We start from the raw sequence: 25,184 nt of genomic DNA, 5'->3' as shown, positions 1-25,184 counted from the left end.
CACAGGTGAGGCCGGTCGGCGGCCTCCCGCAGGCATTGGAGCACAGCCCGGTACGGTTCAGCAAACAGCACCGGACAGTCCACTTCATTGAACTCCGACCGGACGGGCCGGGCCGGCCGCTCGGGATCGAGGAAGAAGTGCGCGTCGACGGCTCGTTGCCCCGGCGGCCCCGTACCAGATCAGCTCCGTGAGCCGCGAGGGTAGCCGTACGCCCGACCGGAAGGCAATCTTTTCCGGTCGGGCGCATACATATTCAACAGTTACCCGGTCGGCCGCCGGCCGTGGAGCGGGCGCCGTCTCAGCGGCCCATCTCCTCGCGCAGGGCGGCGAGCATGCCGTCCACGTCCTCCTCCGTCGTGTCGAAGGAGCACATCCAGCGGACGTCGCCCGCCGCCTCGTCCCAGAAGTAGAAGCGGTAGCGCTTCTGGAGCCGCTCGGTGACGTCGTGCGGCAGGCGGGCGAAGACGGCGTTGGCCTGGACGGGGTAGAGGATCTCCACGCCGTCGATCTCGCGGACGCCGGCGGCGAGCCGCTGGGCCATGGTGTTGGCGTGGCGGGCGTTGCGCAGCCACAGGTCGCGTGCGAGCAGCGCCTCCAGCTGCACGGATATGAAGCGCATCTTGGAGGCCAGCTGCATGGACATCTTGCGTATGTGCTTCAGGGCCCGCACCGCGTCCGGGTTGATGACCACCACGGCCTCGCCGAACAGCGCCCCGTTCTTCGTGCCGCCGAGGGAGAGCAGGTCCACGCCGACCGCGTTCGTGAACGCCCGCATCGGTACGTCCAGTGACGCCGCCGCGTTGGCGATCCGCGCCCCGTCCAGGTGCACCAGCATGTTGCGCTCGTGGGCGTGCTCGCAGATGGCCCGCACCTCGTCGGGGGTGTAGACCGTGCCCAGCTCGGTGTTCTGGGTGATCGAGACGACCTGCGGCATGGCGCGGTGCTCGTCGTCCCAGCCGTACGCCTCGCGGTCGATCAGCTCGGGGGTGAGCTTGCCGTCCTCGGTCGGTACGGTCAGCAGCTTCAGCCCGCCGACCCGCTCCGGCGCGCCGCACTCGTCCACATGGATGTGCGCGCTGTCGGCGCAGATCACCGCGCCCCAGCGGTCGGTCAGCGCCTGGAGGGCGACGACGTTGGCGCCGGTGCCGTTGAAGACCGGGAACGCCTCGGCGGTCTGCCCGAAGTGGCTGCGGATGGTCCGCTGGAGGTGCTCGGTGTACTCGTCCTCGCCGTAGGCGACCTGATGGCCGCCGTTGGCGAGGGCGAGGGCCGCCAGCACCTCCGGGTGGGCGCCCGCGTAGTTGTCGCTGGCGAAGCCGCGCACCGACAGGTCGTGGCGCCGCCGGGCGTCGGTCTGCTGTTCGGTCACGCTTCGGGGGTCAGCCACAGACGCTGTCCATTCACTTCCTGGGCGGGCCGCTCCCAGACGCCGCTGACGGCCTGGGCCAGGTCCTTGACGTCCGTGAAGCCCGCGAACTTGGCATTCGGGCGCTCGGCGCGCATCTGGTCGTTGACGAGCGCCTTGACCACCAGGATGGCAGCCGCCGCCTTGGGGCCGTCCTCTCCCCCGGCCTTGCGGAAGGCGTCGCCGAGGGCCAGCGTCCACGCCTCGGCGGCTGCCTTGGAGGCGGCGTACGCGGCGTTCCCGGCGGTGGGCTTGCTCGCGCCCGCCGCGCTGACCAGCAGGAACCGGCCGTTGCCGGACCGTCCCAGCGGGCCCTCGAAGGCGAGCGAGGTGTGCTGGACCGTGCGGATGAGCAGTTTCTCCAGCAGGTCCCAGTCCGCGAGGTCGGTCTCCGCGAACGACGCGGACCCGCGCCAGCCGCCGACCAGGTGCACCAGGCCGTCGACGCGGCCGAACTCCTTCTCCGTGCGGTCCGCCCAGCCCCGGGTCGCTTCCAGGTCCAGCAGGTCCACGGTGTCGCCGGTGACGGTGGCGCCGCCGTGCGCGTACCGCGCGGCGTCCACGGCCTCCGCCAGCCGCGCCGCGTCCGCGTCGGCCGCGACCACGGTGGCGCCGGCCTCGGCCAGCCGCAGCAGCGTCGCCCGCCCCGCCGGCCCGGCCGCCCCGGCGACCGCGATGACCGCGCCTTCCAGTGCCCCCTGGCCGTTCGTCGCAGTGCTCATGATCCTCGTCTCCTCGTGCTCCGGCCTGCTCTGGGTACCGCCGGCCCTCACACTGCCGCCAGCGCGTCGCTGTCGGCGGTGATGCCCTTGGTGGAGGCAATCACGCCGCGCAGTTTCTTGGCGAGGGCCTCGTAGAACATGCTGAGCGGAAACTCGTCCGGCAGGACGTCGTCGACGAGCTTGCGCGGCGGCTTGTCGAGGTCGAGCGCGTCCGGTCCCTTGGCCCAGACGGAGCCGGGGTGCGGCGCGAGATAGGTCGAGACGAGGTCGTAGGCGGCGAACCAGTGGACCAGCTTGGGGCGGTCGATGCCGTCCCGGTAGAGCTTCTCGATCTCGCCGCACAGCTGGTTGGTGACCTGCGGGGCCCGCTCCCAGTCGATGTGGAGGGTGTTGTCCGTCCAGCGTACGACGTCGTGCCGGTGCAGGTAGGCGAAGAGCAGCTGGCCGCCGAGGCCGTCGTAGTTGCGCACCCGGTCGCCGGTGACCGGGAAGCGGAACAGCCGGTCGAAGATGACCGCGTACTGCACGTCGCGGGCCTGGCCGAAGCCCTCGGACTCCAGCTTGACGGCCTCCTTGAAGGCGGTCAGGTCGCAGCGCAGCTCCTCCAGGCCGTACATCCAGAACGGCTGCCGCTGCTTGATCATGAAGGGGTCGAAGGGCAGGTCGCCGTGGCTGTGGGTGCGGTCGTGGACCATGTCCCAGAGCACGAACGCCTGCTGGCAGCGGTCCTGGTCGGCGAGCATCTCGCGGAGGTCGGCGGGCAGTTCGACGCCCAGCGTCTCGACGGCGGCCTCGCTGACCCGCCGGAAGCGGGCGGCCTCGCGGTCGCAGAAGATACCGCCCCACGTGAAGCGCTCGGGCGCCTCGCGCACGGCGATGGTCTCCGGGAACAGGACGGCGGAGTTGGTGTCGTAGCCGCCGGTGAAGTCCTCGAAGGTGATGCCGCAGAACAGCGGGTTGTCGTAGCGGGTGCGCTCCAGTTCGGCCAGCCACTCGGGCCAGACCATCCGCAGCACGACCGCCTCGAAGTTGCGGTCCGGGTTGCCGTTTTGCGTGTACATGGGGAAGACGACCAGGTGCTGGAGGCCGTCGGCGCGCGCCTGCGCGGGCTGGAAGGCCAGCAGCGAGTCGAGGAAGTCCGGCACGGCGAAGCCGCCGTCGGCCCAGCGGCGCAGGTCCGCGACGAGCGCCTGGTGGTAGGCGGCGTCGTGCGGGAGGAGCGGCGCCAGCTCCCCGATGGCCGATATCGCGCGCTCGACCTCCTGCCGGACGGCGTCGGCGGCGGGCGCGCCCTCGGCGGCGAGGTCGATCGAGCCGTCCTTGGACTGCCACGGGCGGATGGCCTCGATGGCGTCCTTGAGCACCGGCCACGCCGGGTGCGAGACCACACGCTCTGCGGTCGCGGCGCCCGCCTGGGCACCCACAGGCGAAAGAATTTCCGTCATGACTACCCTCCGGCAGGAGATCCTGTTGTGCGGACACGGTATCCAGGGGGGCTTCGCGTTCTCAAGACCTCCAGAGGAAAATCTTCGGCTAAACCCCCATGGTCACGAATCTTTTTCCTGCCCTTCGGAGGGGAGGCGCGAGTTTCTGTGTGGCGGGTCCATGCCTGCCGCGCATCCTCCAGCTCGTACCCCGGAACGATCCCCTCATCCGCGAGGGAGCCGCCGCCGGGGGCCGGAGATGACGGCGGGCCGCCGGGCCCCAGTCGACAGGCGCGCACATCCGGTCGAGATCCGGTCGAAATCCGTCCGCTCGGCGAACCGCTTCCGTAACCCGCGGTCACAGGCGCAGCCGTACGCACCTACGGCGGACGGGCCCGCCAACTGGGCCGGGAGGCCACTCGGGCCCCTCGCGCCGCCCCCGCCCCTCCCCGGCACCCGGACACCACACCTGACCGGTTCCCGTCTCTGCGGCCCGCCCCGGGCACCGCCCCGGCCACCCCCGCCGGCCCGCCTCGTCAGCGTGCGGAAGACTCGCCCACGCGCGAGTGAACCGACATCCGGGCGGACACCCCAGGCGGACGGGACGCAGGCCCCCGGCGCGCCCCCGGCGCCGGGCCGCGGGCCGCCACGAGCCCCCGGAACGCCCAGGTTTCCCACGGTCCCGGCAGGTCCCGCCCCGGGCCCCGCAAGCCCCCGTTCCGGCCACCTCACGGCGCTGTCCGACATCGGATCGGCCGTGCGGGCCGCCCGTTAGGCTGTGCGCCGTTTCGAGAGAGCAGCCGGTGGGCCCGCGCTCCCGGCACGGGTCCGGCGGCCGTGACCCACGGCCGACACCGGCCCCGCCGAGTTCCCACCAGCTCTGCCGAGCTCCACCGGCACCCCCGACAGAAACGAGGCAGCCTTGTCCTTTCTCACCATCGGACACCGCGGGATGATGGGCGTCGAGCCGGAGAACACCCTGCGCTCGTTCGTCCGCGCCGAACGCGAAGGTCTCGACGTCATCGAGCTGGACCTGCACCTGAGCAAGGACGGCGCGCTCGTGGTCATGCACGACGCGGACGTGGACCGCACGACCGACGGGACGGGGCCGGTCGCCGACCGCACCCTGGCCGAGCTGCGCGACCTGGACGCCGGCGACGGCGAGCGGGTGCCGGTGTTCGAGGAGATCGTGGACGCGGTGCGGGCGCCGCTCCAGGCGGAGATCAAGGACGTGGCCGCCGCCCGTGCCCTGGTGGACGTGGTGCGCGCCCGGGACCTGACCGCGCGGGTCGAGGTGATCTCCTTCCACGACGAGGCGCTGGCCACGGTCACCGAGCTGCTGCCCGGCGTACGGACCGCGCTGGTCGCCGAGCACTACGGCATCGATGTGGTGGACCGCGCGCTCTCCGTGGGCGCCTCGGCGCTCTCCCTCGACATCCGCCGGCTCACCCTGGAGCTGGTGGAACGGGCGCACGGCGCGGGCCTGCGCGTCCTCGGCTGGACCGTCAACACCCACGACCAGCTGCGGCTCAGCCGCGGTCTCGGGCTGGACGGGGTGGTGACGGACTTCCCGGAGATCCGGCGGGCGGTGCGGTTCACGGCCTGAGCCGGAGCGGGTCGGTCCGCGGGGCCGGGGCAGCCGGGCGGCGCGAAGCGGCGGGCGGCTGCCCCGGCCCCGCGGCCATCCGGCGCCCCGGACGCGCCGCCGGAGCCGCCGGAGCCGCCGGAGCTAGACGAGCGGCTTGACCAGCAGCTCGAACTCCAGGTCCGCGCGCTGCGGGATGCCGAACCGCTCGTCGCCGTACGGGAACGGCAGCATCCGGCCGGTACGCCGGTACCCGCGGCGCTCGTACCAGGCGATCAGATCGTCGCGCTGCCGGATGACGGTCATCCGCATCTCGGCGGCGTCCCACTCCGTACGGGCGGTGCGCTCCGCCTCGGCCATGACGACCTTGCCGAAGCCGCCGCCCTGGAGCTTCGGCCGGACCGCGAACATCCCGAAGTAGACGTGGTCGCCGCGGTGTTCGAGCTGGCAGCAGGCGACGGTCTCCCCCGCGCTCTCGGCGAGCAGCAGCCGGCTGTTCGCGTCGCGCACGACGGCCACGACGGCCTCCGGGTCGGTGCGCTGCCCCTCCAGCAGGTCCGCCTCGGTGGTCCAGCCGACCCGGCTCGCGTCGCCGCGGTAGGCGGACTCGATCAGCTCGACGACCGCCGGGACATCGGCCTCGGTGGCGGCTCTGTAGGTCAGCTCGACGGTCGTCATGGGCGGGCGTCCTCTCCGGTGGCGTGCGGCGCGGCGGTGCGGGCGCGGGCACGCCACGCACGAAACGGCCGTACCGGAGGCTAACAAGGCGGACCGAGGCGCCACCCGACCCCCTTTACCGTTCAACGGCTTACGCGGACGGGTTCCGGCCCGCCCGCACACGTGATCCTCGGCGCCCGGCGGCGTAGGGTCCGCAGCATGGTGCATGTACTGAGCAGCAGGGTGCTGGTGCGGCCGTCCGACCCGGAGCGGTCGCGGGAGTTCTACGGCCGCGCGCTGGGTCTGGAGATCTACCGCGAATTCGGTACCGGCCCGGAACGCGGCACGGTCTTCTTTCTCGGCGGCGGCTTCCTGGAGGTCTCCGGCCGCTCGCCAGAGCCCCCTACGGCCACGCTCCAGCTGTGGCTCCAGGTCCCCGACGCCGCCGCCGCGCACGAGGAACTGGCGGCCCGCGGCGTGGAGATCCTGCGCCCGCCGGTCAAGGAGCCGTGGGGCCTGGTGGAGATGTGGATCGCGGACCCGGACGGGCACCGGATCGTCCTGACGGAGGTCCCCGCCGACCACCCGCTGAGGTACCGGCCCGGAATCTGACCGGTCCGGAATCTGACCGGTCCGGCGTCTGAAACACTGCGGCGCCCGGCCGCCGCCCCACGGCCGGAGGTCCCGGCCTCCCGGCCCGGACCTCCCGTGCGGTTTCCCTTCCGCACACGCTCCCCTCTTGCGCCCGTGCGCTCCCCGATGCAGAGTTTCCGGCGCGCGTCCGCGGCCCGCCCGCGGGGCACGATGCCGCTGTACCGGGCCGCGCGCCGACGAGCGCGCTGTGTGCGCGTCCCGCCTGCGACCGCCGTACGGGCTCTCGGGGAGGACGCCGTGCACGGACCGCCATGGGTCGGCTGGCTGCTGGTGCTGCTGTGTGCCGGAGCGGGCGCGTACTGCCTGTCGAGTGTGCGGCGCGGTACGGCCGCGCAGCAGCGGGAAGCGCGCGGCGAGGCGCTGATGGGGCTGGGCATGGCGGCGATGGCGGTGCCCGCCTCCGCCGTGGCACAGCCGCTCTGGGCGCCCTGGGTGTTCGCGGGTGTCTTCGGCACGGCGGGCCTGTGGGCGCTGCTGCGCAGGCACCCCCACCACGCGGTCGGCGCGGCGGCGATGGTCTACATGTCCCTGGCGATGGTGTCCGTCCCCGGCGGCGGGCCGTCCGGCGGCGGACACGCGGCGCACACCGGGTCCGTGGAAGACACGGGTTCCATGGGTCCCGCCGGTGTGCCGGTGTTCACGGCGCTGCTGCTGGCGTATTACGCCGTGTACGTCGTCGCCGCCGGCGTACGGCTGGCACCGGCGCCCCCGAACGCGGCGGACGGCGGCGCGGCGGACCCGGTGCGGGCCGCGTGGCCGGAGGTGGTGGGCGCGTGCCGGGTGGCGATGGGCATCGGCATGTTCGCGATGCTGCTGGCTCTTTGACGGGAGCGGCTCGCCAGGGCGGCTTGGCGGAGCGGTCCACCCGGCAGCGCAGTCGGCAGATGCGCGACAGCCGTCTACCGGGCTGCACAGCCACCGGCGGGCGCGCGACAGCGGTTTCCCGAGTGGCGTCCGCCTCGGACGTCGGTGGTATACGTCACTTCCGGCGCAGTTCCGTACCTCCCGGTAGCCGCGCGCTCATAGGCTGACGCTCATGATGGTCCCCCTCGCGCTGATGATGCTCGGCGCGCTGGCTGCGGCGATGGCGCCGCGCCTGATGGCCCGCGCCGACTGGCCCGACCGCGAACCGGTGCTCGCCCTGTGGGTGTGGCAGTGCGTGGTCGCCGCCGTCCTGCTGTGCTGCGTCCTGGCGATGTCGCTCTGCGGCGCCGCCGCCTGGGAGGCCGTACGCAGCCACCTCTTCGGCCATGCGCCGCGCGTCGTCGTCGAGGCGTACGCGCTCAAGGCGTACGGCCCCTGGTCGGGCGTGCTGGCCGCGTTGCTCGCGGGCGGCGGCGCGTGGACGGCCGTCATGCTCACCCGCGAGGTGCGCGGTGCCCGCGCCCGGCGGCGGCAGCGGCGCACCGACCTGCTGCGGCGCTCCCCGCTGCTGCCCGGCGAGAAGCCGTCCGCCGACCGGCTGGTCGTCCTCGAAGGCGACCGCCCCGAGGCGTGGTGGCTGCACGGGCACGCCGCCCAACTGGTCATCACCACCTCGGCGTTGCGCCGCCTGAAGGGCCGTCAACTCGATGCGCTGATCGCCCACGAGCAGGGGCATGCGCGGGCCCGCCACGATGTGCTGCTGCACTGCGCCTCGGCGCTCGCGGCCGGCTTCCCGCAGGTGCCGGTCTTCGCGGCGTTCCGCGACCAGGTGCACCGGCTGGTCGAGTTGGCCGCCGACGACGTGGCCTCGCGGCGCTTCGGGCGGCTGACGATCGCGCTGGCCCTCGTCGAACTCAACGAGGACCGCGGGGTGTTCGGACCGTGCCCCGCCCAGTGCGCGCAGGTCCCGCACCGGGTGCACCGGCTGCTGGCCCCCGCCCCGCGCCTCACGCCCGGCCGGCGGCTGCGGATGACGGCGGTCGCGGCGCTGGTCCCGGCGGTCCCGCTGCTGGTGACGTTCATGCCGGGGCTGAGCGCGCTGACGTACTGACGCGGACGGCGTACCGAGCCGGGGAAGCGTACGCGGTCGGGGACGCGCGGACGTACGAGCGCACCCTCGTACGGAGACTTCGCCGCTCCTCCCCGCCCCTCTCCGCGAGGATGCCCCCATGCCCACGCCCACACCCTCGCCCACGCCGCCCAAGTCCCCCTCGCCGCCCTGTTCCGTCCCCGTCTCCCTCCTCCTGTTCCTCCCCTTCGCCGCCCTGCTGGCCCTTGTGGCCGCCCACTGGAGCCCTCTGCTCGCTCTCGACGGGGCCATCGCCACGTCCCTGCACCACACGGCTGTCACCGACCCCGGCCTGACGCAGGCCAACAAGGTCTTCTCCGACTGGGTCTGGGACCCGTGGACCCTGCGCGCCCTTCTGGCGGTCGCGGTCGTCGCGCTGCTGCGCCGCGGGCAGTGGGTGCTCGGGTGCTGGGTGGCGGTCACGGCGGCCGTGGGCACGGCGCTGCAGCAAGTGCTGAAGGCCGTGGTCGGCCGCCACCGTCCGGTGTGGCCCGACCCGGTGGACTCCGCGCACTACGCGGCCTTCCCCTCGGGCCATGCGATGACGGCGGCGGTCGCGGGCGGCCTGGCGTTGTGGCTGCTGCGGCTGTACGGAGCGCCCCGGCGGTGGCGGTGGGCCGCCGCGGCCCTGGTCGGCGGGTCCGCGGCGGGCGTCGGCCTCACCCGCGTCTACCTGGGGGTCCACTGGGCGTCCGACGTGGTCGGCGGCTGGCTGCTGGGCGGGGCCCTGGTGGCGGTCGCGGCGGTCGCGTACGCCCGCCGGTACGGGACGCGGCGATGACGGCGGGCCTCCGACAAGACAAGATGACGGTATGACGATCAAGGGTGTGCTCTTCGACTTCTCCGGAACGCTGATGCGGATCGAATCGCCGGAGAGCTGGTTGCGGGCGGTGCTGGCCGAGACCGGGACGGACCTGGCGCAGGAGGACGTCGTCCGGCTCGCGGCGGAGCTGAGCCGCGCCGGCGCGCTGCCCGGCGGCTCCTCGCCGGTGCGCCTGCCGCCCGGCCTGGCCGCCCTCTGGGAGGAACGGGACCGCAGCGCCGGCCGGCACCGCGAGCTGTACACCGGGCTGGCCCGGCAGGTGCCGCTGCCCGACGACCGGCTGTACGACGCGCTGTACGCGCGCCACATGGCACCCGCCGCGTGGGCGCCGTACCCGGACGCCGCCGAAGTCCTGGCCGAACTGCGGCGGCGGGGCATCCGCACCGGCGTGGTCAGCAACATCGGCTGGGACCTGCGGCCGGTGCTCCGCGCGCACGGACTCGACCGCTTCGTGGACAGCCACGTCCTGTCGTACGAACACGGCGTCCAGAAGCCGGACCCGAGGCTGTTCGAGATCGCGTGCGAGGAGCTGGGGCTCGCCCCCACGGATGTCCTGATGGTGGGCGACGACCGGACGGCGGACGGCGGCGCGACGGCCCTGGGCTGCGGCTATCTGCCCGTCGACCACCTGCCGGTGACCGAGCGCCCGGCCGGTCTGCGCCCCGCCCTGGAGCTGGTGGGCTGACCCGTGCTCCCTCCCGCCCGTCCTACGGCCGCAGCACCTCCGTGTGAATGGCCAGCTTGAACTGGGCGTGCGTGATCGCGGCGGGCACCTTGGTGTCGCCGGAACCGCGCGCGGAGATCTTCAGCCCGACCGGCGTCCCCGGGTGCACGAACATCTGCCACAGGTACGTCTTGTACTGGCCGCCCCCGGTCTTCCACGTGTCCGTGGTGCCCGTCGAGTCGTAGCCGGGCCCGAGCGGATCGCGCACGAAGCGTGCCCGGTACTCGTTCGGCCGCTCGTCCGCGGCCCAGAACACCATCGCGGACAGCAGGCCCCAGCCCTCGTGGCTGGGCCAGATCAGCCCCGACCGCGCGTCGGGGAACACCGAGGGCGCGCCGCCGCCGTTGGCCGGGTCGTGCATCTTCCACGGGTCGTACGACTCGGCGTCCGCGGCGTACGGGAAGCGCACCAGGTGGTACCCGTCACTGTCGTACGAGATCTTCTGCGTGTCGGCCCCGTGCTTGGCCGCGTCCCAGAGCAGCGAACACACCACGACGGACATCTTGACCCCTCCCCCGTCTCCTGACAGCAGGGGCCCCGTCGGCCCCGCCCGTTCCATTGCGCCACAGGTTTCGCCCGACCGGTAGACGGCGGACGGACAACGGGGCGGCGCTCCGGAGCCGGGCGGGGCGGCGGGCTCAGCAGATGCCGACCGTGGCGAGGGCGTGGCGCTGGGCGGCGGTGACCTCGGTGGGGAAGTACACATAGCAGATGCCGCCGGTGCCGCTGACGACCTTGCCTTCGGCGTTCTTGCGCTTGGTCCGCAGCCAGATGTTCTCGAACTCCCGGCGCTTGTAGACGCGGCGGACCGCGGCGTTGGTCGGCGAGTTGGGGTCGTTGGCGACGACGTCGCCGGTCCTGGTGAAGCCGATGACGGTCATCAGGTGGCCGGCCGTGCCGTAGCCCGCGCCGGTCAGTTCGGGGGCCAGGAAGGACTGCGAGGTGATCACCGGGATGCCGGCCTGGACCAGCGTCTCGGCGTCGGAGAGGGTGCGCAGCCGGGTGACGACGCCCTCCATGTCCCGGTACGTGGCCGCGTAGGCGCTGTTGAAGGGCCAGTTGCCGCAGCCCTCGTACTGGTAGTCGAAGGTGAAGCGGGCGGCGTGGCAGACCTGGGGGTCGGCGTAGGCGGGGTTGACCCAGGCCAGGTCGTCGGCGGTGGGCTTGCGGCCCCAGTACTCGATGATCATCTGGGAGGAGGTGGGGCTGCACCACGCCTCGCCCCCGTTGTCGTACTCCGGGTACTGCCCCTTGTGGGTCTCCTGGGAGTACCGCGGCACGACCAGCTCGCGGCCGGTCGCGACCCCCGGCTTGGAGGCCGGCACGTCGAAGCGGTCGGGGATGTCGGACCCCATCAGGCCCAGGCGCCAGACCGTGGGCGTGAGCGTCGTACCGGGCTTCCGGTAGAGCGTGACCCGCAGTTCGTACGAGACCAGCCGCAGGCCGCCCGCCGGATTGTCGATCGCGAAGGTGTCGGTGGAGATGCTGCTCCGGCCGTCCTTCTGGCCGTCGACGGACGTACGGCGGATGTCGCCGTCGCCGGCGGCCCAGCGGCCCATCACGTACCACGGGGTGCGGACGCCGTCGCCGTACGTGCCGCGCAGCTCGACGGCGATCCAGGTGCCGGCCGGGGTCTGGGCGTTCCAGGAGACGACGGCCTCCGTGGACGGGACCTTGAGGGTGCGCGATGGGGACGTCCAGACGGCGTACTCCCAGGTGGCGGTCGTACCGGTGTGCGGGTCGCGGTAGTCGGCGGAGCCGGCCGGGCGGTCGAGCAGCACGCCGGGGCGGCGCCCGTCGACGACGCGGGTGCCGTTCGCGACGCCCTGGTTCCAGTCGGCTGCGGTGTGCCAGGCTCGGTAGTCCACGAGACGCTTCGCCTTCGGTGCGGCGGACGGTGCGGAAGGGGAGGCGGCGTGCGCCAAGGGGGTGGCCGTGCCCGCCGCGACGGCGAGGGCGGCGGCCAGGACGGTGCGCCGGGGCGTGGGTCTGCTCATGGTGGAGTCCCCCAGTCGGATGCGATGGATTGAGCCAGGAGAACGGTGGAGCTCAACTATTGCCCCTGCGTACACCCTTCGGCCAGCCGTTCGTCGCGCGTCGCGGCAGGGATCAGCTGTTTGCGGCAGCCGGGGCATGTGCGCGGGCGCGCCCGGCCCCACGGGCCGGGGCCCGCGGCCCGGCCGGGCCGCGGGCGCGAAAGCCCCGTACCGGTAATCTTGCCGCGTCCCAGCGGTCCCGTCAGACAGGCAGCAGCGTGAGTCAAGAGCCGTTCCGGCCGTTCCCGTCCGGGCCGGACACCCCGAGCGGTCTGAGCGGCCTCGCGGACCGGCTGCGCGCGCTGCCCCCGTCCTGCGGCCCGGTGCGGCTGATCGCGGTGGACGGGCACGCCGGGTCCGGCAAGAGCACGTTCGCGCGGCACCTGGCCGCGGCGCTCGGCGGCGCGCCGGTGGTCCGTCTGGACGACGTCGCGACCCACGAGGAGCTGTTCGACTGGACGGCGCGGCTGCGGGCCGAGGTCCTGGAGCCGCTGTCCCGCGGGGAGCGGGCGCGGTACCGGGTCTACGACTGGGTGCGCAGGGAGTTCACCGTGCGCCGGGAGCTGGCACCGGCGCACGCCGTCGTCGTGGAGGGCGTCGGCGCGGGCCGCCGCGCGCTGCGCCCGTATCTGGCGTGCCTGCTGTGGATGGACCTGACGGCAGGTCACTCCTGGGAACGGGGACGACTGCGGGACGGCCCGGAACTCAACGCGTTCTGGGATGACTGGATTTTGGCGGAGCGTGCCCATTTCTCGGCGGACCCGTCGCGTCCGCACGCCGGACTGCTGGTACGTGCGGGAACCGAGGGTTACGAGGTGCTGCCGGGGCCGGGTGGGACGGCCGGTACCCCCTGAATTATCACCGTACGTGACGAACCACAGGCGGTACGCAGATCGTCGCCGTACGCGTATCGCCGACTGCCTCAACTCGGCTTGACCTGGGGGGCGTACAGGACTTACGTTCTCAATGTGCGGTTCTGACGGACCGCCCGCAGACGCGAAGCCCCCGGTTGTTCCCCCGTGATCGGGGGCTTCGTTCTGTGCCGGGCGCTCATCGCGCGCCGCGCACCGTCCGCTCCTCACCCTATGTCACCGCTTTCTTCGCGCCGCGGAGCCTCGCCTTCCCCCGTACCGCCCCCTTCGGCCTGCACCGATACCGCGGGTACGATGCGAGTCCGTGCCACCGAAGGACGCAGCCGAAGAGCCCGGGGCGACACGCAACTGCCGCAGCGGGCACGGCAGTTCGATCGAACACGCTGCGGCCTGGCACTCGCCCGGCGGCACACCACGGGGGACGTTTTGTGGGGGACGTGATGGATTTCGGCACGCAGGGCACACACGCCCCGGCCGAACTCGCCTGGCTGCGCGCGGTGGACGCCTACACGGTAGGCGCGTACCCGCAGGCCGAGGAGGAGTTCCGGGCCGCGGTGCGGATGGATCCGACGATGGCCGACGGCTGGCTCGGCCTGCACGCGCTGCGTGCGGACACCTCGACCGCGCTGCTACGGATGCACCGGCACCGCGACCGTTTCGGGGAACAGCGCGCCCGGCACCGACGCACACTCAATTCCTGGTACTGGCTGGGCTGGTGGGTGCAGCCCGTACTGGAGACCGGCCGCGACCTGCTGCTGGCGCACGCCTCGCACTGGCTCGACGGCCGCCATGTCGGCGAGCTGGACCAGGCGTTGGCCGGCTGCCCGCCGGTGGACACCGATCCGCAGGTGCGCTTCCTGCACGCCTGCCGCGCCTATCTCGTCAAGGACTGGGACCAGCTCGTACGGCACACCGAGCCGCTGCTCGACGATCCGCTGCTGGGTATCGAGGCCGGGCTGTTCGGCGGCATGGCGCGGGTGCGCCAGGAGATGTACGGGCAGGCCGAGCCGCTGCTGTCGGCCGCCCTGATGCGCTGCCGCAGCGAGCAGCCGCAGCGCAAGGAGCTGCGGTACTGGCTCGCCCGCGCCCACGAGGGCACCGGCCGCAGCGCCGCGGCACTGCCGCTGTACCGCTCGGTGCACCGGGTCGACCCGGCGTTCATGGACACCTCGGCGCGGCTCGCGGCCATAGCCGACGGGGACGGCCTGGAGGAGGGCACGGACCTCGCGGCCGTCTCCGCCGCCGGCTTCGGCCAGGAGGCCGGCGGCGATCTCGACCCGCTGTCCCCGCTCGACCCGGTGGACGGGCGGGAGCTGCTGGCCGCGACCGAGCCGGAGGGCCCGGACGGCGACCTGGCGGGCGGTTCACCGGGGGACGCGGGCCCCGCCGTACGGGAGAAGGCCACGTCCGGCCCGCGCGGCGCCGACCAGCTGCCCGCCGGCCCGTCCGATCCGGTGCTGCTGGAGAAGGCGCTCGCGGAACTGGAGCGGATGGTCGGGCTGGAACCGGTGAAGCGTCAGGTCAGGGCGCTGTCGGCGCAGTTGCGGATGGCGCGGCTGCGCGCCGGCCAGGGCCTTCCGGTACAGCCGCCGAAACGACACTTCGTCTTCTCCGGGCCGTCCGGCACCGGCAAGACCACCGTGGCCCGGATACTCGGCCGGGTATTTTACGCGCTCGGTCTGCTGGGCGGGGACCACCTCGTCGAGGCGCAACGGGCCGACCTGGTCGGCGAGTTCCTGGGACAGACCGCCGTGAAGGCGAACGAGCTGATCGACTCGGCGCTGGGCGGGGTGCTGTTCGTGGACGAGGCGTACAGCCTGTCGAACTCGGCGTACAGCAAGGGCGACGCGTACGGCGACGAGGCCCTCCAGGTGCTCCTCAAGCGGGCCGAGGACAACCGTGACCGCCTCGTCGTCATCCTCGCCGGCTACCCGGAGGGCATGGACCGCCTGCTGGCCGCCAACCCCGGCCTGTCCTCCCGCTTCACCTCCCGCGTGGACTTCCCCAGCTACCGGCCGCTGGAGCTGACCGCCATCGGCGAGGTGCTGGCCGCCGAGAACGGCGACCACTGGGACCAGGAGTCGCTGGAGGAACTGCGCAGCATCAGCGCCCACGTCGTCGACCAGGGCTGGATCGACGAGCTGGGCAACGGCCGCTTCCTGCGCACGCTGTACGAGAAGAGCTGCGCCTACCGCGATCTGCGGCTGTCCACCTGGCCCGGCACCCCGTCCCGCGACGACCTGGCGACCCTGCGGCTGCCGGACCTGATGCAGGCGTACGGCGAGGTCCTCTCCGGCCGCGGCCCGGCCACCGGTCCGGGACCGGAGGCACCGCCGCCGCTCTGACCCGCCGGGGCACCGGGTGGCGCGGGCGCCCTACCGCGGCGTGGCGTCGAAGCCCGCGAGCAGGGCCCGGACGGCGTAGCGGAAGCGCGCCGCGTCGTCCGCCCCGTGGCCGCCCCGCCCGGCCTCGACGAGCAGCGGGAAGCGCTCGACGTCCAACTGCGCAAGATACGCCGTTGAGCCGGGCGCGCCCGGTGCGTCGGCGCGCGCGGTGGCCGCCTCCACGGCGGTGTGCCCGATGACGAACACGGTGAGGGCGTTCAGCACGTCCAGCGCGCGGCCGAGCGGGAAGCCCGCGTCCCGCAGCATCCGCAGGCCGTGCTCCACAGTGCCGAGGGTCTGCGGTGTGACCGCGGGCCGGCTCATCGCCAGCGGCAGTACGCCGGGGTGGCGCAGCAGCGTGTCCCGGAGGGACCCGGCGTACTCCTCCAGCGCGGCCTGCCAGCGCCCGCCGTCGGCGGTGAGCGGAGCGGCGCTCTCGAACACCCGCTCCACCAGGCCGTCCAGCAAGGCGTCCTTGTTCGGGACGTAGTGATAGAGCGTCATGGCTTCCACGCCCAGTTCGGCGCCGAGGCGGCGCATCGACAGGGCGGGGAGCCCGTCGCGGTCGATCAGCGCGAGCGCCGCGTCGAGCACCCGCTCCCGGCTCAGCCCCGCCCGTGCGCCGCGCGCCCGCTTCTGCCCCTCGGCCATGCCGTCCCTCCTCGCCGCCCTTACGCCGTAAGGCAATTCTACTCGCCAGTCACCTGTATTCGGCGTAAGGAAAGAGCGGCCGGCGCCACAACCGGGCCCGAACCGGCCGCGAACGGCGAGAGCCCGCGGACCACCGCGGGCTCACACCTTCCGGCACGGACGGCTCACCTCGCCAGCGCGCGGTCCTCCCGGGCCGGGTCCGGCCCGGTGCGCGGTCCGGAGAGCCGGTCGCCCGGCACCTCGGCCGTCCGGGCGCCGCCGAACTGCGGTACGGGCGGCAGCTCCTGGCGGTGCGCCGGGTCGCGCACCTCCCCCACCAGCTTCTCCAGGACGTCTTCCAGCGCGACCAGCCCGAGCACCCGCCCGGTCGCGTCGGCGACGGCGGCCAGGTGGGAGGCGGACCGGCGCATGGCGGTCAGCGCGTCGTCCAGGGGGAGTTCGGCGCGCAGCGTCGTCATCGGGTGCCAGATGTGCTGCGGCACCGCACGGTCGCCCTCCTCCAGGTCCAGTACGTCCTTGACGTGCAGATAGCCCATGTAGGCGCCGCCGGGCGCGGACACCGGGAAGCGGGAGTAGCCGGTCTTGACGGTCAGCTCCTCGACCCGGCGCGGGGTGACCGCCGGATCGACGGTGACCAGCCCGGCCGGGTCCAGGAGGACGTCGGTGACCGGGCGGCTGCCCAGCTCCAGCGCGTCGGACAGACGCTCCTGCTCGGCCGGGGCCAGCAGGCCCGCCTGCTTGGAGTCCTCGACGAGGTGGGTGAGCTGCTCGCTCGTGAAGACCGCCTCGACCTCGTCCTTCGGCTCGACGCGGAACAGCCGCAGGACACCGCGCGCGCAGGCCCCGAGCAGCGCGGTGACCGGGCGGCACAGCCGGGCGAAGGCGACCAGACCGGGGCTGAACCACAGCGCGGTCTTCTCCGGCGCGGCCATCGCCAGGTTCTTCGGGACCATCTCGCCGATGACGAGGTGCAGGAAGACCACCGCGGCCAGGGCTATGACGTAGCCGAGGGGGTGGATCAGCGGACCGGGCAGGTGCGCCGCGTGGAAGAGGGGCTCCAGGAGGCGGGCGACGGTCGGTTCGGCGACCGCGCCGAGGGTCAGGGAGCAGACGGTGATGCCGAACTGGGCCGCCGCCATCATCTGCGGCAGGTTCTCCAGGCCGTGCAGGACCCGGCGGGCCCGTTTGGAGCCCGCGGTGGCCAGCGGCTCGATCTGGCTGCGGCGCACCGAGACGAGCGCGAACTCGGCGCCCACGAAGAAGCCGTTGACCAGGACCAGGAAGGCGGCGAAGAGGAGTTGCAGGAAGCTCACCGGGCCACCTCCGCGAGCAGCGGGACGGGCGCCGCGGCGCCCGCGGTCCGTATGATCCGGACCCGCTCGGCGCGGTGGTGGGACACCAGCCGCACCCGCAGCCGCCAGCCGTCCAGCTCGGCGGTGTCGCCGGGGGCGGGCACCCGCCCGAGTATGTGGGCCACCAGGCCCGCCACGGTCTCGTACGGGCCGCCGGGCGTGTCGAGGCCGATCCGCCGCAGGGTGTCCACCCGGCAGCCGCCGTCGGCGTCCCAGGCGGGGCGGCCCTCCTCGGGCGGCGCCTGGGCCAGCTCGGGCAGGTCGATCCGGTCGTGCTCGTCGCGGACCTCGCCGACCAGTTCCTCGACGATGTCCTCCAGGGTGACGACGCCGGCCGTGCCGCCGTACTCGTCGACCACGACGGCTATCGGCTGTTCGCTGCGCAGCCGCTCCAGCAGCGGCTGCACCGCCAGCGTCGCCGGAACCAGGAGCGGCGGTACGGCGATCCGGGCCGCCGGGGTGCGCAGCCGCTCGTGCTCGGGCACCGCGAGGGCGTCCTTGAGGTGCACCATGCCCACGACCTCGTCGAGTCTGGTGCGGTAGACGGGGAAGCGGGACAGGCCGGTGGCGCGGGTGAGGTTGAGGACGTCCTCGGCGGTCGCGGACGCCTGCAGGGCGCTGACCCGTACCCGGGGGGTCATCACGTTCTCCGCGGTCAGCCCGCCGAGGGACAGGGTCCGCACGAACAGGTCGGCGGTGTCCTGCTCGATCACCCCGGCGCGGGCCGAGTGGTGGGCGAGCGAGACCAGTTCGCCGGGGGTGCGGGCGGAGGCCAGCTCGTCGGTCGGCTCCACGCCCAGGGCCCGTACGAGCCGGTTGGCGACGGTGTTCAGCAGGGAGATCACCGGGCGGAAGAACCGCGAGAAGGCGCCCTGCGGGCCGGCGACGAAGCGGGCGACCTGGAGCGGCTTGGAGACCGCCCAGTTCTTGGGCACCAGCTCGCCGAGGACCATCTGCACGGCGGAGGCCAGCAGCATCCCGATCACGACGGCGGCGCCGGGCACGGCGCCGGCCGGCAGCCCGGTGGCGGCCAGCGGCGCGGACAGCAGGCGGGCGAGGGCGGGCTCGGCGAGCATGCCGACCACCAGGGAGGTGATGGTGATGCCGAGCTGGGTGCCGGAGAGCTGGAAGGAGAGTTCGCGCAGTGCGCCGACGACGGTGCGGGCGCGCCGGTCGCCTTCGGACGCGGCCCGTTCGGCCTCGGCCTTCTCCACGGTCACCAGGCCGAACTCGGCGGCGACGAAGAAGCCGTTGGCGAGGATGAGGACGAGTGCCGCCGCGAGCAGCAGCAGTGTGGCGGTCATGCCGCCGCCTCCGTGGAGAGGGATTCCCGGCGGTGCGGGGGTTCCGGTGGAGGGGCGGCGCAGGTACTACCGGACGATCCGTCCATTGCTGGAGGGAGTCACTCCTCAGGTGGCAGGGGCCCGCTGGTGGGGCGGGGCGCGGGGCGCGCCCTGGGCACCAGGGTAATCAGCAGGGCCGGGGTGCGGGCAGGGTCACCGGGCCGGTTGGTTGCCGGTGCCGTGGTTCTCGGCGAGCGCCCGCAGCGTACGGGCGTCCCGGATGGCCTGGTCGCGCGCGATGCCGGGCTGGATGCCCATCGCGGGCAGGCTGGTGCCGTCGGCGAGGTCGAGGTGCACCCAGGCGTCGCCCTGGCGCAGGTTGACCCGCAGCACCTGGGCCCAGGCCAGCTCGCGCCTGGTGGTCAGGTTGACGACGGTCAGGCCCTCCTCCCGCGCGACCACCTTGGGGCGGGCGAGCAGCAGGAGCACGCCGAGCACGATCAGGCCGGTGAACACGAAGCTGATCCGCTCGCCGCCGCCCAGCTTCGGCAGCAGGAAGGCGATCACCGTCAGCACGGCGAGCTGGGCGATGCCGACGCCGTACAGGACGGCCCTGGTACGGGCCGGCCGGAAGGTCACCGGGAGGGCGGGCAGGGGCGCGGAGGCGGGCGCGGACACGTCGCTGGGCTCTTTCGTACGGGCCGTCGGCGCGGGCCGGCGGCGGGTGTGGCCGCCGCCCGTCGGCGGCGGCCGGCCGCTGGGTCAGAGGCGGCAGGCGTGGATGCCGGTGGTCAGGATGGCGCGTGCGCCGAGCTCGTACAGCTCGTCCATGATGCGCTGGGCGTCCTTGGAGGGGACCATCGAGCGGACCGCGACCCAGCCCTCGTGGTGCAGCGGGGAGACGGTCGGCGACTCCAGGCCCGGGGTGAGGGCGACGGCCTTCTCGACGTGCTCCACGCGGATGTCGTAGTCCATCATCACGTAGCGCCGGGCGACCAGGACGCCCTGCATACGGCGGAGGAACTGGCGGACCTTCGGGTCGTCCTCGGGGGCGCCCTTGCCGCGGATGACGACCGCCTCGGACTTCAGGATCGGCTCGCCGATGATCTCCAGCCCCGCGTTGCGCAGGGTGGTGCCGGTCTCCACGACATCGGCGATGATCTCGGCGACGCCGAGCTGGATGGCGGTCTCCACGGCGCCGTCCAGGTGGACGACGGAGGCGTCGACTCCGTGGTCGGCGAGGTGCTGGGTGACCAGTCCGGAGAAGGACGTGGCGACCGTCATGCCGCCGAAGTCGGTGACCTCCTTGGCCGTGCCCGGACGGGTGGCGTAGCGGAAGGTCGAGCCGGCGAAGCCGAGCTGCATGATCTCCTCCGCCTTGGCGCCGGAGTCGAGCAGCAGGTCCCGGCCGGTGATGCCGATGTCCAGCTTGCCGGAGCCGACGTACACCGCGATGTCGCGCGGGCGCAGGAAGAAGAACTCGACCTCGTTCTCCGCGTCGACCAGGACCAGTTCCCTGCGGTCCTTGCGCTGGCGGTAGCCGGCCTCATGGAGCATCGCCGACGCAGGCTCGGACAGTGAACCCTTGTTCGGGACGGCGATGCGCAGCATGAGGGCGACTTCTTTCGTGCGAGGGGTGACAGAAAAGTGGTGTGGTGCGGTCGTACGGGGGCCGGGCGACGGCTCAGAGATGGGCGTAGACGTCGTCGAGGGAGATGCCCTTGGCGACCATCATCACCTGAAGGTGGTACAGGAGCTGGGAGATCTCCTCGGCGGCGGCCTCGTCGGACTCGTACTCCGCGGCCATCCAGACCTCGGCGGCCTCCTCGACGACCTTCTTGCCGATCGCATGGACGCCGGAGTGGACCAGTTCGGCGGTGCGGGAGGTGGCGGGGTCGCCGGTGGCGGCCTTCTGCTGGAGCTCGGCGAAGAGCTCCTCGAACGTCTTCTTGGACATGATGTGACCCACCCTACGCGGTCGCCCGGCCCCGCTCAGCGCCAGGGCTCGGCGACGGTGCGCAGCGTCGCGGCGGTGGCGACGGCCGCGGTCACCGCCTCGTGGCCCTTGTCCTCGGTGGAGCCGAAGATTCCGGCCCGGTCCAGGGCCTGCTCCTCGGTGTCGCAGGTCAGCACGCCGAACCCGATCGGTACGCCGGTGTCGACGCTGACCTGCGTCAGGCCCTGGGTGACGCCCTGGCACACGTAGTCGAAGTGCGGGGTGCCGCCGCGGATGACGACGCCGAGCGCCACGATCGCGTCGTAGCCGCGGCCGGCCAGCACCTTGGCGACCACCGGCAGCTCGAAGCTGCCGGGCACGCGCAGCAGCGTCGGCTCGTCGATGCCCAGCTCGGACAGGGCGCGCAGGGCGCCGTCCACGAGGCCGTCCATCACCTTCTCGTGCCACTGGGCGGCGATGACGGCCACCCGCAGGTCGCCACAGTTCTTCACGGACAGTTCGGGTGCGCCTTTGCCGCTCACGTCTCTCCTCGTGGTCCGGTGCTCGGGTACGTACGTGGTGGGGCGGCCGGGGTCCGGCCGCGGTGCTACTGGTTGCCGCAGGCCGACGCGCGCTCCGCGTCGAGCCAGGGCAGGTCGTGCCCCATCCGGTCCCGCTTGGTGCGCAGGTACCGCAGGTTGTGTTCGCCCGCCTGTACGGGCATCGGCTCGCGGCCGGTGACCTTGAGGCCGTGCCGGACGAGCGCGTCGGTCTTCTCCGGGTTGTTGGTCATCAGGCGCAGCGACCGCACGCCGAGGTCGGCCAGCACCTGGGCGCCGGCGCCGTAGTCCCGGGCGTCGGCCGGCAGGCCCAGTTCCAGGTTGGCGTCGAGGGTGTCGCGGCCGCGCTCCTGGAGTTCGTAGGCGCGCAGCTTGGACATCAGTCCGATGCCGCGTCCCTCGTGGCCGCGCAGGTAGATCACCACGCCGCGGCCGGCCTCGGAGATCCGGCGCAGCGACTCCTCCAGCTGGGGGCCGCAGTCGCAGCGCAGCGAGTGGAAGATGTCGCCGGTCAGGCACTCGGAGTGGACCCGTACGAGGACGTCCTCGCCGTCACCGATCTCGCCGGCGACCAGCGCGATGTGCTCGACGCCGTCGACGGTGGAGCGGTAGCCGTACGCGGTGAACTCGCCGTGGCGGGTGGGCAGCCGGGTCTCGGCCTCGCGCCGGACGGTGGGCTCGGAGCCGAGGCGGTAGGCGATCAGGTCCTCGATGGAGATGATCGACAGGCCGTGCTTGCGGGCGAACGGCACCAGCTCCGGCAGCCGCAGCATCGTGCCGTCCTCGCCGGCGATCTCGACGATCGCGGCGGCGGGCCGCAGCCCGGCCAGCCGGGCGAGGTCCACGCCGGCCTCGGTGTGGCCGTTGCGGACCAGCACGCCGCCGTCGCGGGCGCGCAGCGGGAAGATGTGGCCGGGGCGCACGAAGTCGGCGGGGGCGGCCTCGCCGGAGGCGAGCAGGCGCAAGGTGGTGGCGCGGTCGGCGGCGGAGATGCCGGTGCTGACGCCGTGCGCGGCGGTGGCGTCGACCGAGACGGTGAACGCGGTGCGCATCGACTCGGTGTTGTGCTCGACCATCTGCGGCAGCGCGAGGCGGTCCAGTTCGGCGCCCTCCATGGGGGCGCAGATCAGGCCGCGGCACTCGCTCATCATGAAGGCGAGGATCTCGGGGGTGACCCGTTCGGCGGCGACGACGAGGTCGCCCTCGTTCTCCCGGCTCTCGTCGTCCACGACCACGACGGGGCGGCCGGCGGCGATGTCGGCGACGGCCCGCTCGACGGGGTCCAGGGCCAGGGCGTCTCGTGCGACGGCGCCGTCGGGGTCGTACCAGCTCTGCAGTGCGGTCATGCCGCCGCTCCTTCCAGGACGGGCTGCGGGTTCGTGCGGGAGCGCAGCCACCAGTCGCGCATACCCCACAGCACGAGGCCGAGGTAGACGACGTAGACCAGGCCGGAGAAGGCCAGGCCGCTGCTGAAGGCGAGGGGGACGCCCACGATGTCGACGAGGAGCCAGGCGAACCAGAACTCGACCAGGCCGCGGGCCTGGGCGACCATCGCCGCGAGGGTGCCGACGAAGATGTACGCGTCGGGCCAGGGGTTCCAGGACAGCTGCGGCAGCAGGGTGAACAAGGAGCCGACGGCGACGGTGCCGACGGCGGTGCCGGCGATCAGGAGTCCGCGCTCGCGCCAGGTGGCGAAGCGCACGGCGATGGAGCCGTCCTGGGCCTGCTGCCGGCCGCGCTGCCACTGCCGCCAGCCCCACAGCGCGACGCCGATGACGAGCAGCTGTTTGCCGACGCCGCCGCTGAGGTGGGCGTAGGCGTACGCGGAGACGAGGATCAGGCCGGAGAGGAACTGGGCGGGCCAGGTCCATATGGAGCGGCGCCAGCCGAAGGCGAGGGCGGCCAGCCCGACGCTGTTGCCGATCATGTCGGACCAGATGACCTGCTGGCCGAAGGCGGTGAACGCCGGGCCGTTGAGCCAGCCGAGGAGGTTCACCGCAGGCTCTCTTCCACGGCCGCGACGGCCGCCGCGGTGCCCCGGCCCTGCCCCAGCAGCCGTTCGACGTACTTCGCCAGCACGTCGACCTCCAGGTTGACCGGGTCGCCCGGCTGCTTGAGGCCGAGGGTGGTCAGGGCGAGGGTGGTGGGGATGAGGCTGATGGTGAAGTGGTCGTCCGCCGCGTCGACGACCGTCAGGCTCACCCCGTCGACGGTGATGGAGCCTTTCTCCACGACGTATCGGGCGAGCCGGCCGGGGAGCGCGACCTCGACGATCTCCCAGTGCTCACCGGGTGTCCGCGAAACGATCGTGCCGGTGCCGTCCACGTGCCCCTGCACGAGGTGGCCGCCTAGGCGCCCGCCGAGGGCCATCGGGCGTTCCAGGTTGACGCGGGAGCCCGGGGCGAGCGCGCCGAGGCTGGAGCGGTGCAGCGTCTCGGCCATCACATCGGCGGTGAAGGTGCCCTCGCCGGTGTCCACGACGGTCAGGCAGACGCCGTTGACGGCGATCGAGTCGCCGTGCTTCGCGTCCTCGGTGACGAGCGGGCCGCGCAGGGTGAACCGGGAGCTGTCGCCCAGGTTCTCGACGGCGGCGACCTCACCCAGTTCTTCGACGATTCCGGTGAACACGTCAGTTCTCCTCGTTCAGGGTGTGGCGGGCTGGGGTGGCGGTGATGCGCAGGTCGGCGCCGAGCCGGGCGGTGTCGGTCACATCGAGGCGCAACGCCTGGTCGATCGTGCCGATTCCGGCGTCGCCGAGGGCGGCGGGTCCGGCGCCGAGCAGGACGGGCGCGAGATAGCCGACGACCTTGTCGACGGCCTGCGCGGCGAGGAAGGACCCGGCCAGGGTGGGGCCGCCTTCCAGGAGCACCGAGCGGACGTCGCGCTCGTACAGCGCGGCGAGCAGGGCGGGGATGTGCAGGCCGGTGCCGTCCGCGGCGCGGGGCAGCCGGACGATCGGGGCGAGTCCTTCGAGGTGGCCGGCGTCGGCGTCGTCGGCGACCGCGACGAGCGTGGGCGCGGTGCCGTCCAGGACGCGGGCGCCGGGCTTGACGACGGCGGCGGCGGTGTCGACCACGACCCGCAGCGGCTGGCTGACCTCGGTGTCGGCCAGTCCCGCGAGCCGCGCGCCGAGGTGCGGGTCGTCGGCGCGGGCGGTGCCGGACCCGACGATCACCGCGTCGGCCCGGGCCCGCAGCCGGTGGACGTCGGCGCGGGACTCGGCCGAGGTGATCCAGCGGCTGGTGCCGTCGGCGGCGGCGATCCGGCCGTCGAGCGTGGCGGCGTACTTCCACAGGACGAAGGGGCGGCGGCGCAGTACGGCGGTGAGCCAGGCCTCGTTGCCCGCGGCGGCCTCGTCGGCGAGCAGGCCGCCCTCGACCTCCAGACCGGCCGCCGCGAGGGTCGCGGCGCCGCCGGTGGCGGTGGGGGTCGGGTCCGGGACGGCGTAGTGCACCCGGGCGACGCCCGCCTCGACGAGGGCCTGGGCGCAGGGGCCGGTACGGCCGGTGTGGTTGCAGGGTTCCAGGGTGACGAAGGCGCTGCCGCCTCTGGCCCGTTCGCCCGCCTCGCGCAGCGCGTTGACCTCGGCGTGCGGGCCGCCGGCCCGTTCGTGCCAGCCCTCCCCCACGACGTGCCCGGCGGCGTCCAGGACGACACAGCCGACGACGGGATTGGGGCTGGTGTGCCCGAGGCCGCGGGCGGCAAGCTGGATGGCTCGGCGCATCGCCGCGGTCTGCGCGGGGGCTGGGGTGGCCACCGGGTCCTCCTGCCACTCAGGGCACGGACTCCGGGGCTGTCACGAGGACAGGAAAACGGGAACGCAACAACGGGGACACCGAAGCCGGAAAGGAGGGCCGCCTTCGTGGAACACGAGGACGACCGCCGGCGGCGGTATACCGCTGCTCGCCCGCCGCGCACTGCCTCCCATCCGGACTTTAACCGTCGGTGCAGGAATTCCACCTGCTCAACCGGTCGCTGGAGGCGACCGGGTCGCGGACTGTTACCGCCGGTTCGGACTTTCACCGACCCCGGAGTGCGCTGCGTATGTCAATTCAGTACGGCTTCAGTCTGCCACGTCTGATCGTCGGCCATGCGGGCGGCGAGCTGTGGAGTGGCTCACAGG

The 25,184-nt window shown here is 73.1% G+C and carries 25 protein-coding genes and 1 riboswitch; of the genes, 8 read left to right on the top strand and 17 right to left on the bottom strand.

Going from position 1 to position 25,184, the window contains the following annotated elements:
- Positions 1-298: 298 nt before the first annotated feature.
- Genes ACFV57_RS16820 through ACFV57_RS16810 form a run of 3 tightly spaced genes read right to left on the bottom strand, consistent with a single transcriptional unit; the run spans position 299 to position 3,572 of the window.
- Positions 299-1,387, bottom strand: a complete 1,089-nt coding sequence (locus tag ACFV57_RS16820; protein ID WP_385231845.1) for a threonine aldolase family protein — start codon at positions 1,385-1,387, stop codon at positions 299-301.
- Positions 1,366-2,127 (bottom strand): SDR family NAD(P)-dependent oxidoreductase, encoded by a 762-nt coding sequence (locus ACFV57_RS16815; protein WP_385231842.1) that lies wholly within the window; start codon positions 2,125-2,127, stop codon positions 1,366-1,368. Before ACFV57_RS16815 ends, ACFV57_RS16820 begins: the two co-directional genes overlap by 22 nt.
- 47 nt (positions 2,128-2,174) lie before the next feature.
- Positions 2,175-3,572: a DUF6421 family protein gene (locus tag ACFV57_RS16810; RefSeq protein WP_385231839.1), complete on the bottom strand. Its 1,398-nt coding sequence runs from the start codon at positions 3,570-3,572 to the stop codon at positions 2,175-2,177.
- Positions 3,573-4,473: 901 nt separating this feature from the next.
- Between ACFV57_RS16810 and ACFV57_RS16805 the strand changes: the two genes are divergently transcribed.
- A complete protein-coding gene (locus ACFV57_RS16805; RefSeq protein ID WP_385231836.1) occupies positions 4,474-5,157 on the top strand; it encodes a glycerophosphodiester phosphodiesterase in 684 nt (227 codons plus the stop codon).
- A 123-nt stretch (positions 5,158-5,280) separates the two neighbouring features.
- Here the strand turns inward: ACFV57_RS16805 and ACFV57_RS16800 are convergent, their stop codons facing one another.
- Positions 5,281-5,814 (bottom strand): GNAT family N-acetyltransferase, encoded by a 534-nt coding sequence (locus ACFV57_RS16800; protein WP_385231833.1) that lies wholly within the window; start codon positions 5,812-5,814, stop codon positions 5,281-5,283.
- A 198-nt stretch (positions 5,815-6,012) separates the two neighbouring features.
- On the opposite strand from ACFV57_RS16800, the gene ACFV57_RS16795 reads away from it, so the two are divergent.
- The 5 genes from ACFV57_RS16795 to ACFV57_RS16775 all read left to right on the top strand — a co-directional run bounded on the left by ACFV57_RS16795 (position 6,013) and on the right by ACFV57_RS16775 (position 9,948).
- Positions 6,013-6,405 carry a VOC family protein gene (locus ACFV57_RS16795; RefSeq protein ID WP_385231830.1) on the top strand — a complete coding sequence of 131 codons (393 nt, stop codon included), beginning with the start codon at positions 6,013-6,015 and terminating at the stop codon, positions 6,403-6,405.
- A gap of 279 nt (positions 6,406-6,684) precedes the next feature.
- Positions 6,685-7,272, top strand: a complete 588-nt coding sequence (locus ACFV57_RS16790) for a DUF5134 domain-containing protein (RefSeq protein ID WP_385231827.1) — start codon at positions 6,685-6,687, stop codon at positions 7,270-7,272.
- 211 nt (positions 7,273-7,483) lie between these two features.
- Positions 7,484-8,422, top strand: a complete 939-nt coding sequence (locus ACFV57_RS16785) for a M56 family metallopeptidase (protein WP_385231824.1) — start codon at positions 7,484-7,486, stop codon at positions 8,420-8,422.
- A gap of 118 nt (positions 8,423-8,540) precedes the next feature.
- Positions 8,541-9,221, top strand: coding sequence for a phosphatase PAP2 family protein (locus ACFV57_RS16780; RefSeq protein WP_385231821.1), 681 nt, complete (start codon positions 8,541-8,543; stop codon positions 9,219-9,221).
- 31 nt (positions 9,222-9,252) lie between these two features.
- A complete protein-coding gene (locus tag ACFV57_RS16775) occupies positions 9,253-9,948 on the top strand; it encodes an HAD family hydrolase (protein ID WP_385231818.1) in 696 nt (231 codons plus the stop codon).
- A gap of 22 nt (positions 9,949-9,970) precedes the next feature.
- Here the strand turns inward: ACFV57_RS16775 and ACFV57_RS16770 are convergent, their stop codons facing one another.
- A complete protein-coding gene (locus ACFV57_RS16770; protein ID WP_385231815.1) occupies positions 9,971-10,489 on the bottom strand; it encodes a hypothetical protein in 519 nt (172 codons plus the stop codon).
- 136 nt (positions 10,490-10,625) lie between these two features.
- Positions 10,626-11,984, bottom strand: coding sequence for a peptidase C39 family protein (locus ACFV57_RS16765; protein WP_385231812.1), 1,359 nt, complete (start codon positions 11,982-11,984; stop codon positions 10,626-10,628).
- 257 nt (positions 11,985-12,241) lie between these two features.
- Here ACFV57_RS16765 and ACFV57_RS16760 point away from each other — a divergent pair, with 257 nt between their 5' ends.
- Entirely contained in the window at positions 12,242-12,877 is a 636-nt protein-coding gene (locus tag ACFV57_RS16760; RefSeq protein WP_385231809.1) for a uridine kinase, read from the top strand.
- 458 nt (positions 12,878-13,335) lie between these two features.
- Positions 13,336-15,240 carry an AAA family ATPase gene (locus ACFV57_RS16755; protein WP_385231806.1) on the top strand — a complete coding sequence of 635 codons (1,905 nt, stop codon included), beginning with the start codon at positions 13,336-13,338 and terminating at the stop codon, positions 15,238-15,240.
- A gap of 30 nt (positions 15,241-15,270) precedes the next feature.
- On the opposite strand, the gene ACFV57_RS16750 is transcribed toward ACFV57_RS16755, so the two are convergent.
- The 11 genes from ACFV57_RS16750 to ribD form a co-directional block, all read right to left on the bottom strand.
- The gene (locus ACFV57_RS16750) at positions 15,271-15,930 is read right to left on the bottom strand and encodes a TetR/AcrR family transcriptional regulator C-terminal domain-containing protein (RefSeq protein ID WP_385231803.1); all 660 of its coding nucleotides are present in this window, start codon (positions 15,928-15,930) and stop codon (positions 15,271-15,273) included.
- Between the two features lie 164 nt (positions 15,931-16,094).
- On the bottom strand, positions 16,095-17,243 hold the full coding sequence (locus ACFV57_RS16745) for a hemolysin family protein (protein ID WP_385231800.1): 1,149 nt from the start codon (positions 17,241-17,243) through the stop codon (positions 16,095-16,097).
- Positions 17,240-18,586 (bottom strand): hemolysin family protein, encoded by a 1,347-nt coding sequence (locus ACFV57_RS16740; RefSeq protein WP_385231797.1) that lies wholly within the window; start codon positions 18,584-18,586, stop codon positions 17,240-17,242. The genes ACFV57_RS16745 and ACFV57_RS16740 overlap by 4 nt, the downstream gene beginning before the upstream one ends.
- A gap of 192 nt (positions 18,587-18,778) precedes the next feature.
- Positions 18,779-19,243, bottom strand: coding sequence for a PH domain-containing protein (locus tag ACFV57_RS16735; protein WP_385231794.1), 465 nt, complete (start codon positions 19,241-19,243; stop codon positions 18,779-18,781).
- 84 nt (positions 19,244-19,327) lie between these two features.
- Positions 19,328-20,176 carry an ATP phosphoribosyltransferase gene (gene hisG / locus ACFV57_RS16730; RefSeq protein WP_385231791.1) on the bottom strand — a complete coding sequence of 283 codons (849 nt, stop codon included), beginning with the start codon at positions 20,174-20,176 and terminating at the stop codon, positions 19,328-19,330.
- Between the two features lie 73 nt (positions 20,177-20,249).
- On the bottom strand, positions 20,250-20,522 hold the full coding sequence (locus ACFV57_RS16725; protein WP_385231788.1) for a phosphoribosyl-ATP diphosphatase: 273 nt from the start codon (positions 20,520-20,522) through the stop codon (positions 20,250-20,252).
- A gap of 35 nt (positions 20,523-20,557) precedes the next feature.
- Positions 20,558-21,043 (bottom strand): 6,7-dimethyl-8-ribityllumazine synthase, encoded by a 486-nt coding sequence (gene ribH / locus ACFV57_RS16720; protein WP_003986918.1) that lies wholly within the window; start codon positions 21,041-21,043, stop codon positions 20,558-20,560.
- 65 nt (positions 21,044-21,108) lie between these two features.
- Complete coding sequence (locus ACFV57_RS16715; RefSeq protein WP_385231785.1) at positions 21,109-22,407, bottom strand: bifunctional 3,4-dihydroxy-2-butanone-4-phosphate synthase/GTP cyclohydrolase II; 1,299 nt, start codon at positions 22,405-22,407, stop codon at positions 21,109-21,111.
- Entirely contained in the window at positions 22,404-23,057 is a 654-nt protein-coding gene (locus tag ACFV57_RS16710; protein ID WP_385231782.1) for a nicotinamide riboside transporter PnuC, read from the bottom strand. Before ACFV57_RS16710 ends, ACFV57_RS16715 begins: the two co-directional genes overlap by 4 nt.
- Positions 23,054-23,689, bottom strand: a complete 636-nt coding sequence (locus tag ACFV57_RS16705) for a riboflavin synthase (RefSeq protein WP_385231779.1) — start codon at positions 23,687-23,689, stop codon at positions 23,054-23,056. Before ACFV57_RS16705 ends, ACFV57_RS16710 begins: the two co-directional genes overlap by 4 nt.
- A 1-nt stretch (position 23,690) precedes the next feature.
- Positions 23,691-24,818, bottom strand: a complete 1,128-nt coding sequence (ribD, locus tag ACFV57_RS16700) for a bifunctional diaminohydroxyphosphoribosylaminopyrimidine deaminase/5-amino-6-(5-phosphoribosylamino)uracil reductase RibD (RefSeq protein ID WP_385231776.1) — start codon at positions 24,816-24,818, stop codon at positions 23,691-23,693.
- A gap of 153 nt (positions 24,819-24,971) precedes the next feature.
- Positions 24,972-25,102: riboswitch (FMN riboswitch) on the bottom strand.
- Between the last annotated feature and the right edge of the window lie 82 nt (positions 25,103-25,184).

Origin of the sequence: Streptomyces sp. NPDC059788, assembly GCF_042732265.1 — a bacterium.
Classification (GTDB): Bacteria; Actinomycetota; Actinomycetes; order Streptomycetales; family Streptomycetaceae; genus Streptomyces.
The sequence above is the reverse complement of the archived record's forward strand: the minus strand, read 5'-3'. Positions and strand labels throughout refer to the sequence as shown.

What these genes read in the sequence shown, in the direction of transcription:
- ACFV57_RS16740 (WP_385231797.1), bottom strand. Translation starts at nt 18,586, where the DNA reads ATGACCGCCACACTGCTGCTGCTCGCGGCGGCACTCGTCCTCATCCTC.
- ACFV57_RS16755 (WP_385231806.1), top strand. Translation starts at nt 13,336, where the DNA reads ATGGATTTCGGCACGCAGGGCACACACGCCCCGGCCGAACTCGCCTGG.
- ACFV57_RS16750 (WP_385231803.1), bottom strand. Translation starts at nt 15,930, where the DNA reads ATGGCCGAGGGGCAGAAGCGGGCGCGCGGCGCACGGGCGGGGCTGAGC.
- ACFV57_RS16810 (WP_385231839.1), bottom strand. Translation starts at nt 3,572, where the DNA reads ATGACGGAAATTCTTTCGCCTGTGGGTGCCCAGGCGGGCGCCGCGACC.
- ACFV57_RS16800 (WP_385231833.1), bottom strand. Translation starts at nt 5,814, where the DNA reads ATGACGACCGTCGAGCTGACCTACAGAGCCGCCACCGAGGCCGATGTC.
- ACFV57_RS16795 (WP_385231830.1), top strand. Translation starts at nt 6,013, where the DNA reads ATGGTGCATGTACTGAGCAGCAGGGTGCTGGTGCGGCCGTCCGACCCG.
- ACFV57_RS16765 (WP_385231812.1), bottom strand. Translation starts at nt 11,984, where the DNA reads ATGAGCAGACCCACGCCCCGGCGCACCGTCCTGGCCGCCGCCCTCGCC.
- ACFV57_RS16715 (WP_385231785.1), bottom strand. Translation starts at nt 22,407, where the DNA reads ATGACCGCACTGCAGAGCTGGTACGACCCCGACGGCGCCGTCGCACGA.
- ACFV57_RS16785 (WP_385231824.1), top strand. Translation starts at nt 7,484, where the DNA reads ATGATGGTCCCCCTCGCGCTGATGATGCTCGGCGCGCTGGCTGCGGCG.
- ACFV57_RS16775 (WP_385231818.1), top strand. Translation starts at nt 9,253, where the DNA reads ATGACGATCAAGGGTGTGCTCTTCGACTTCTCCGGAACGCTGATGCGG.
- ACFV57_RS16780 (WP_385231821.1), top strand. Translation starts at nt 8,541, where the DNA reads ATGCCCACGCCCACACCCTCGCCCACGCCGCCCAAGTCCCCCTCGCCG.
- ACFV57_RS16815 (WP_385231842.1), bottom strand. Translation starts at nt 2,127, where the DNA reads ATGAGCACTGCGACGAACGGCCAGGGGGCACTGGAAGGCGCGGTCATC.
- ACFV57_RS16725 (WP_385231788.1), bottom strand. Translation starts at nt 20,522, where the DNA reads ATGTCCAAGAAGACGTTCGAGGAGCTCTTCGCCGAGCTCCAGCAGAAG.
- ACFV57_RS16770 (WP_385231815.1), bottom strand. Translation starts at nt 10,489, where the DNA reads ATGTCCGTCGTGGTGTGTTCGCTGCTCTGGGACGCGGCCAAGCACGGG.
- hisG (WP_385231791.1), bottom strand. Translation starts at nt 20,176, where the DNA reads ATGCTGCGCATCGCCGTCCCGAACAAGGGTTCACTGTCCGAGCCTGCG.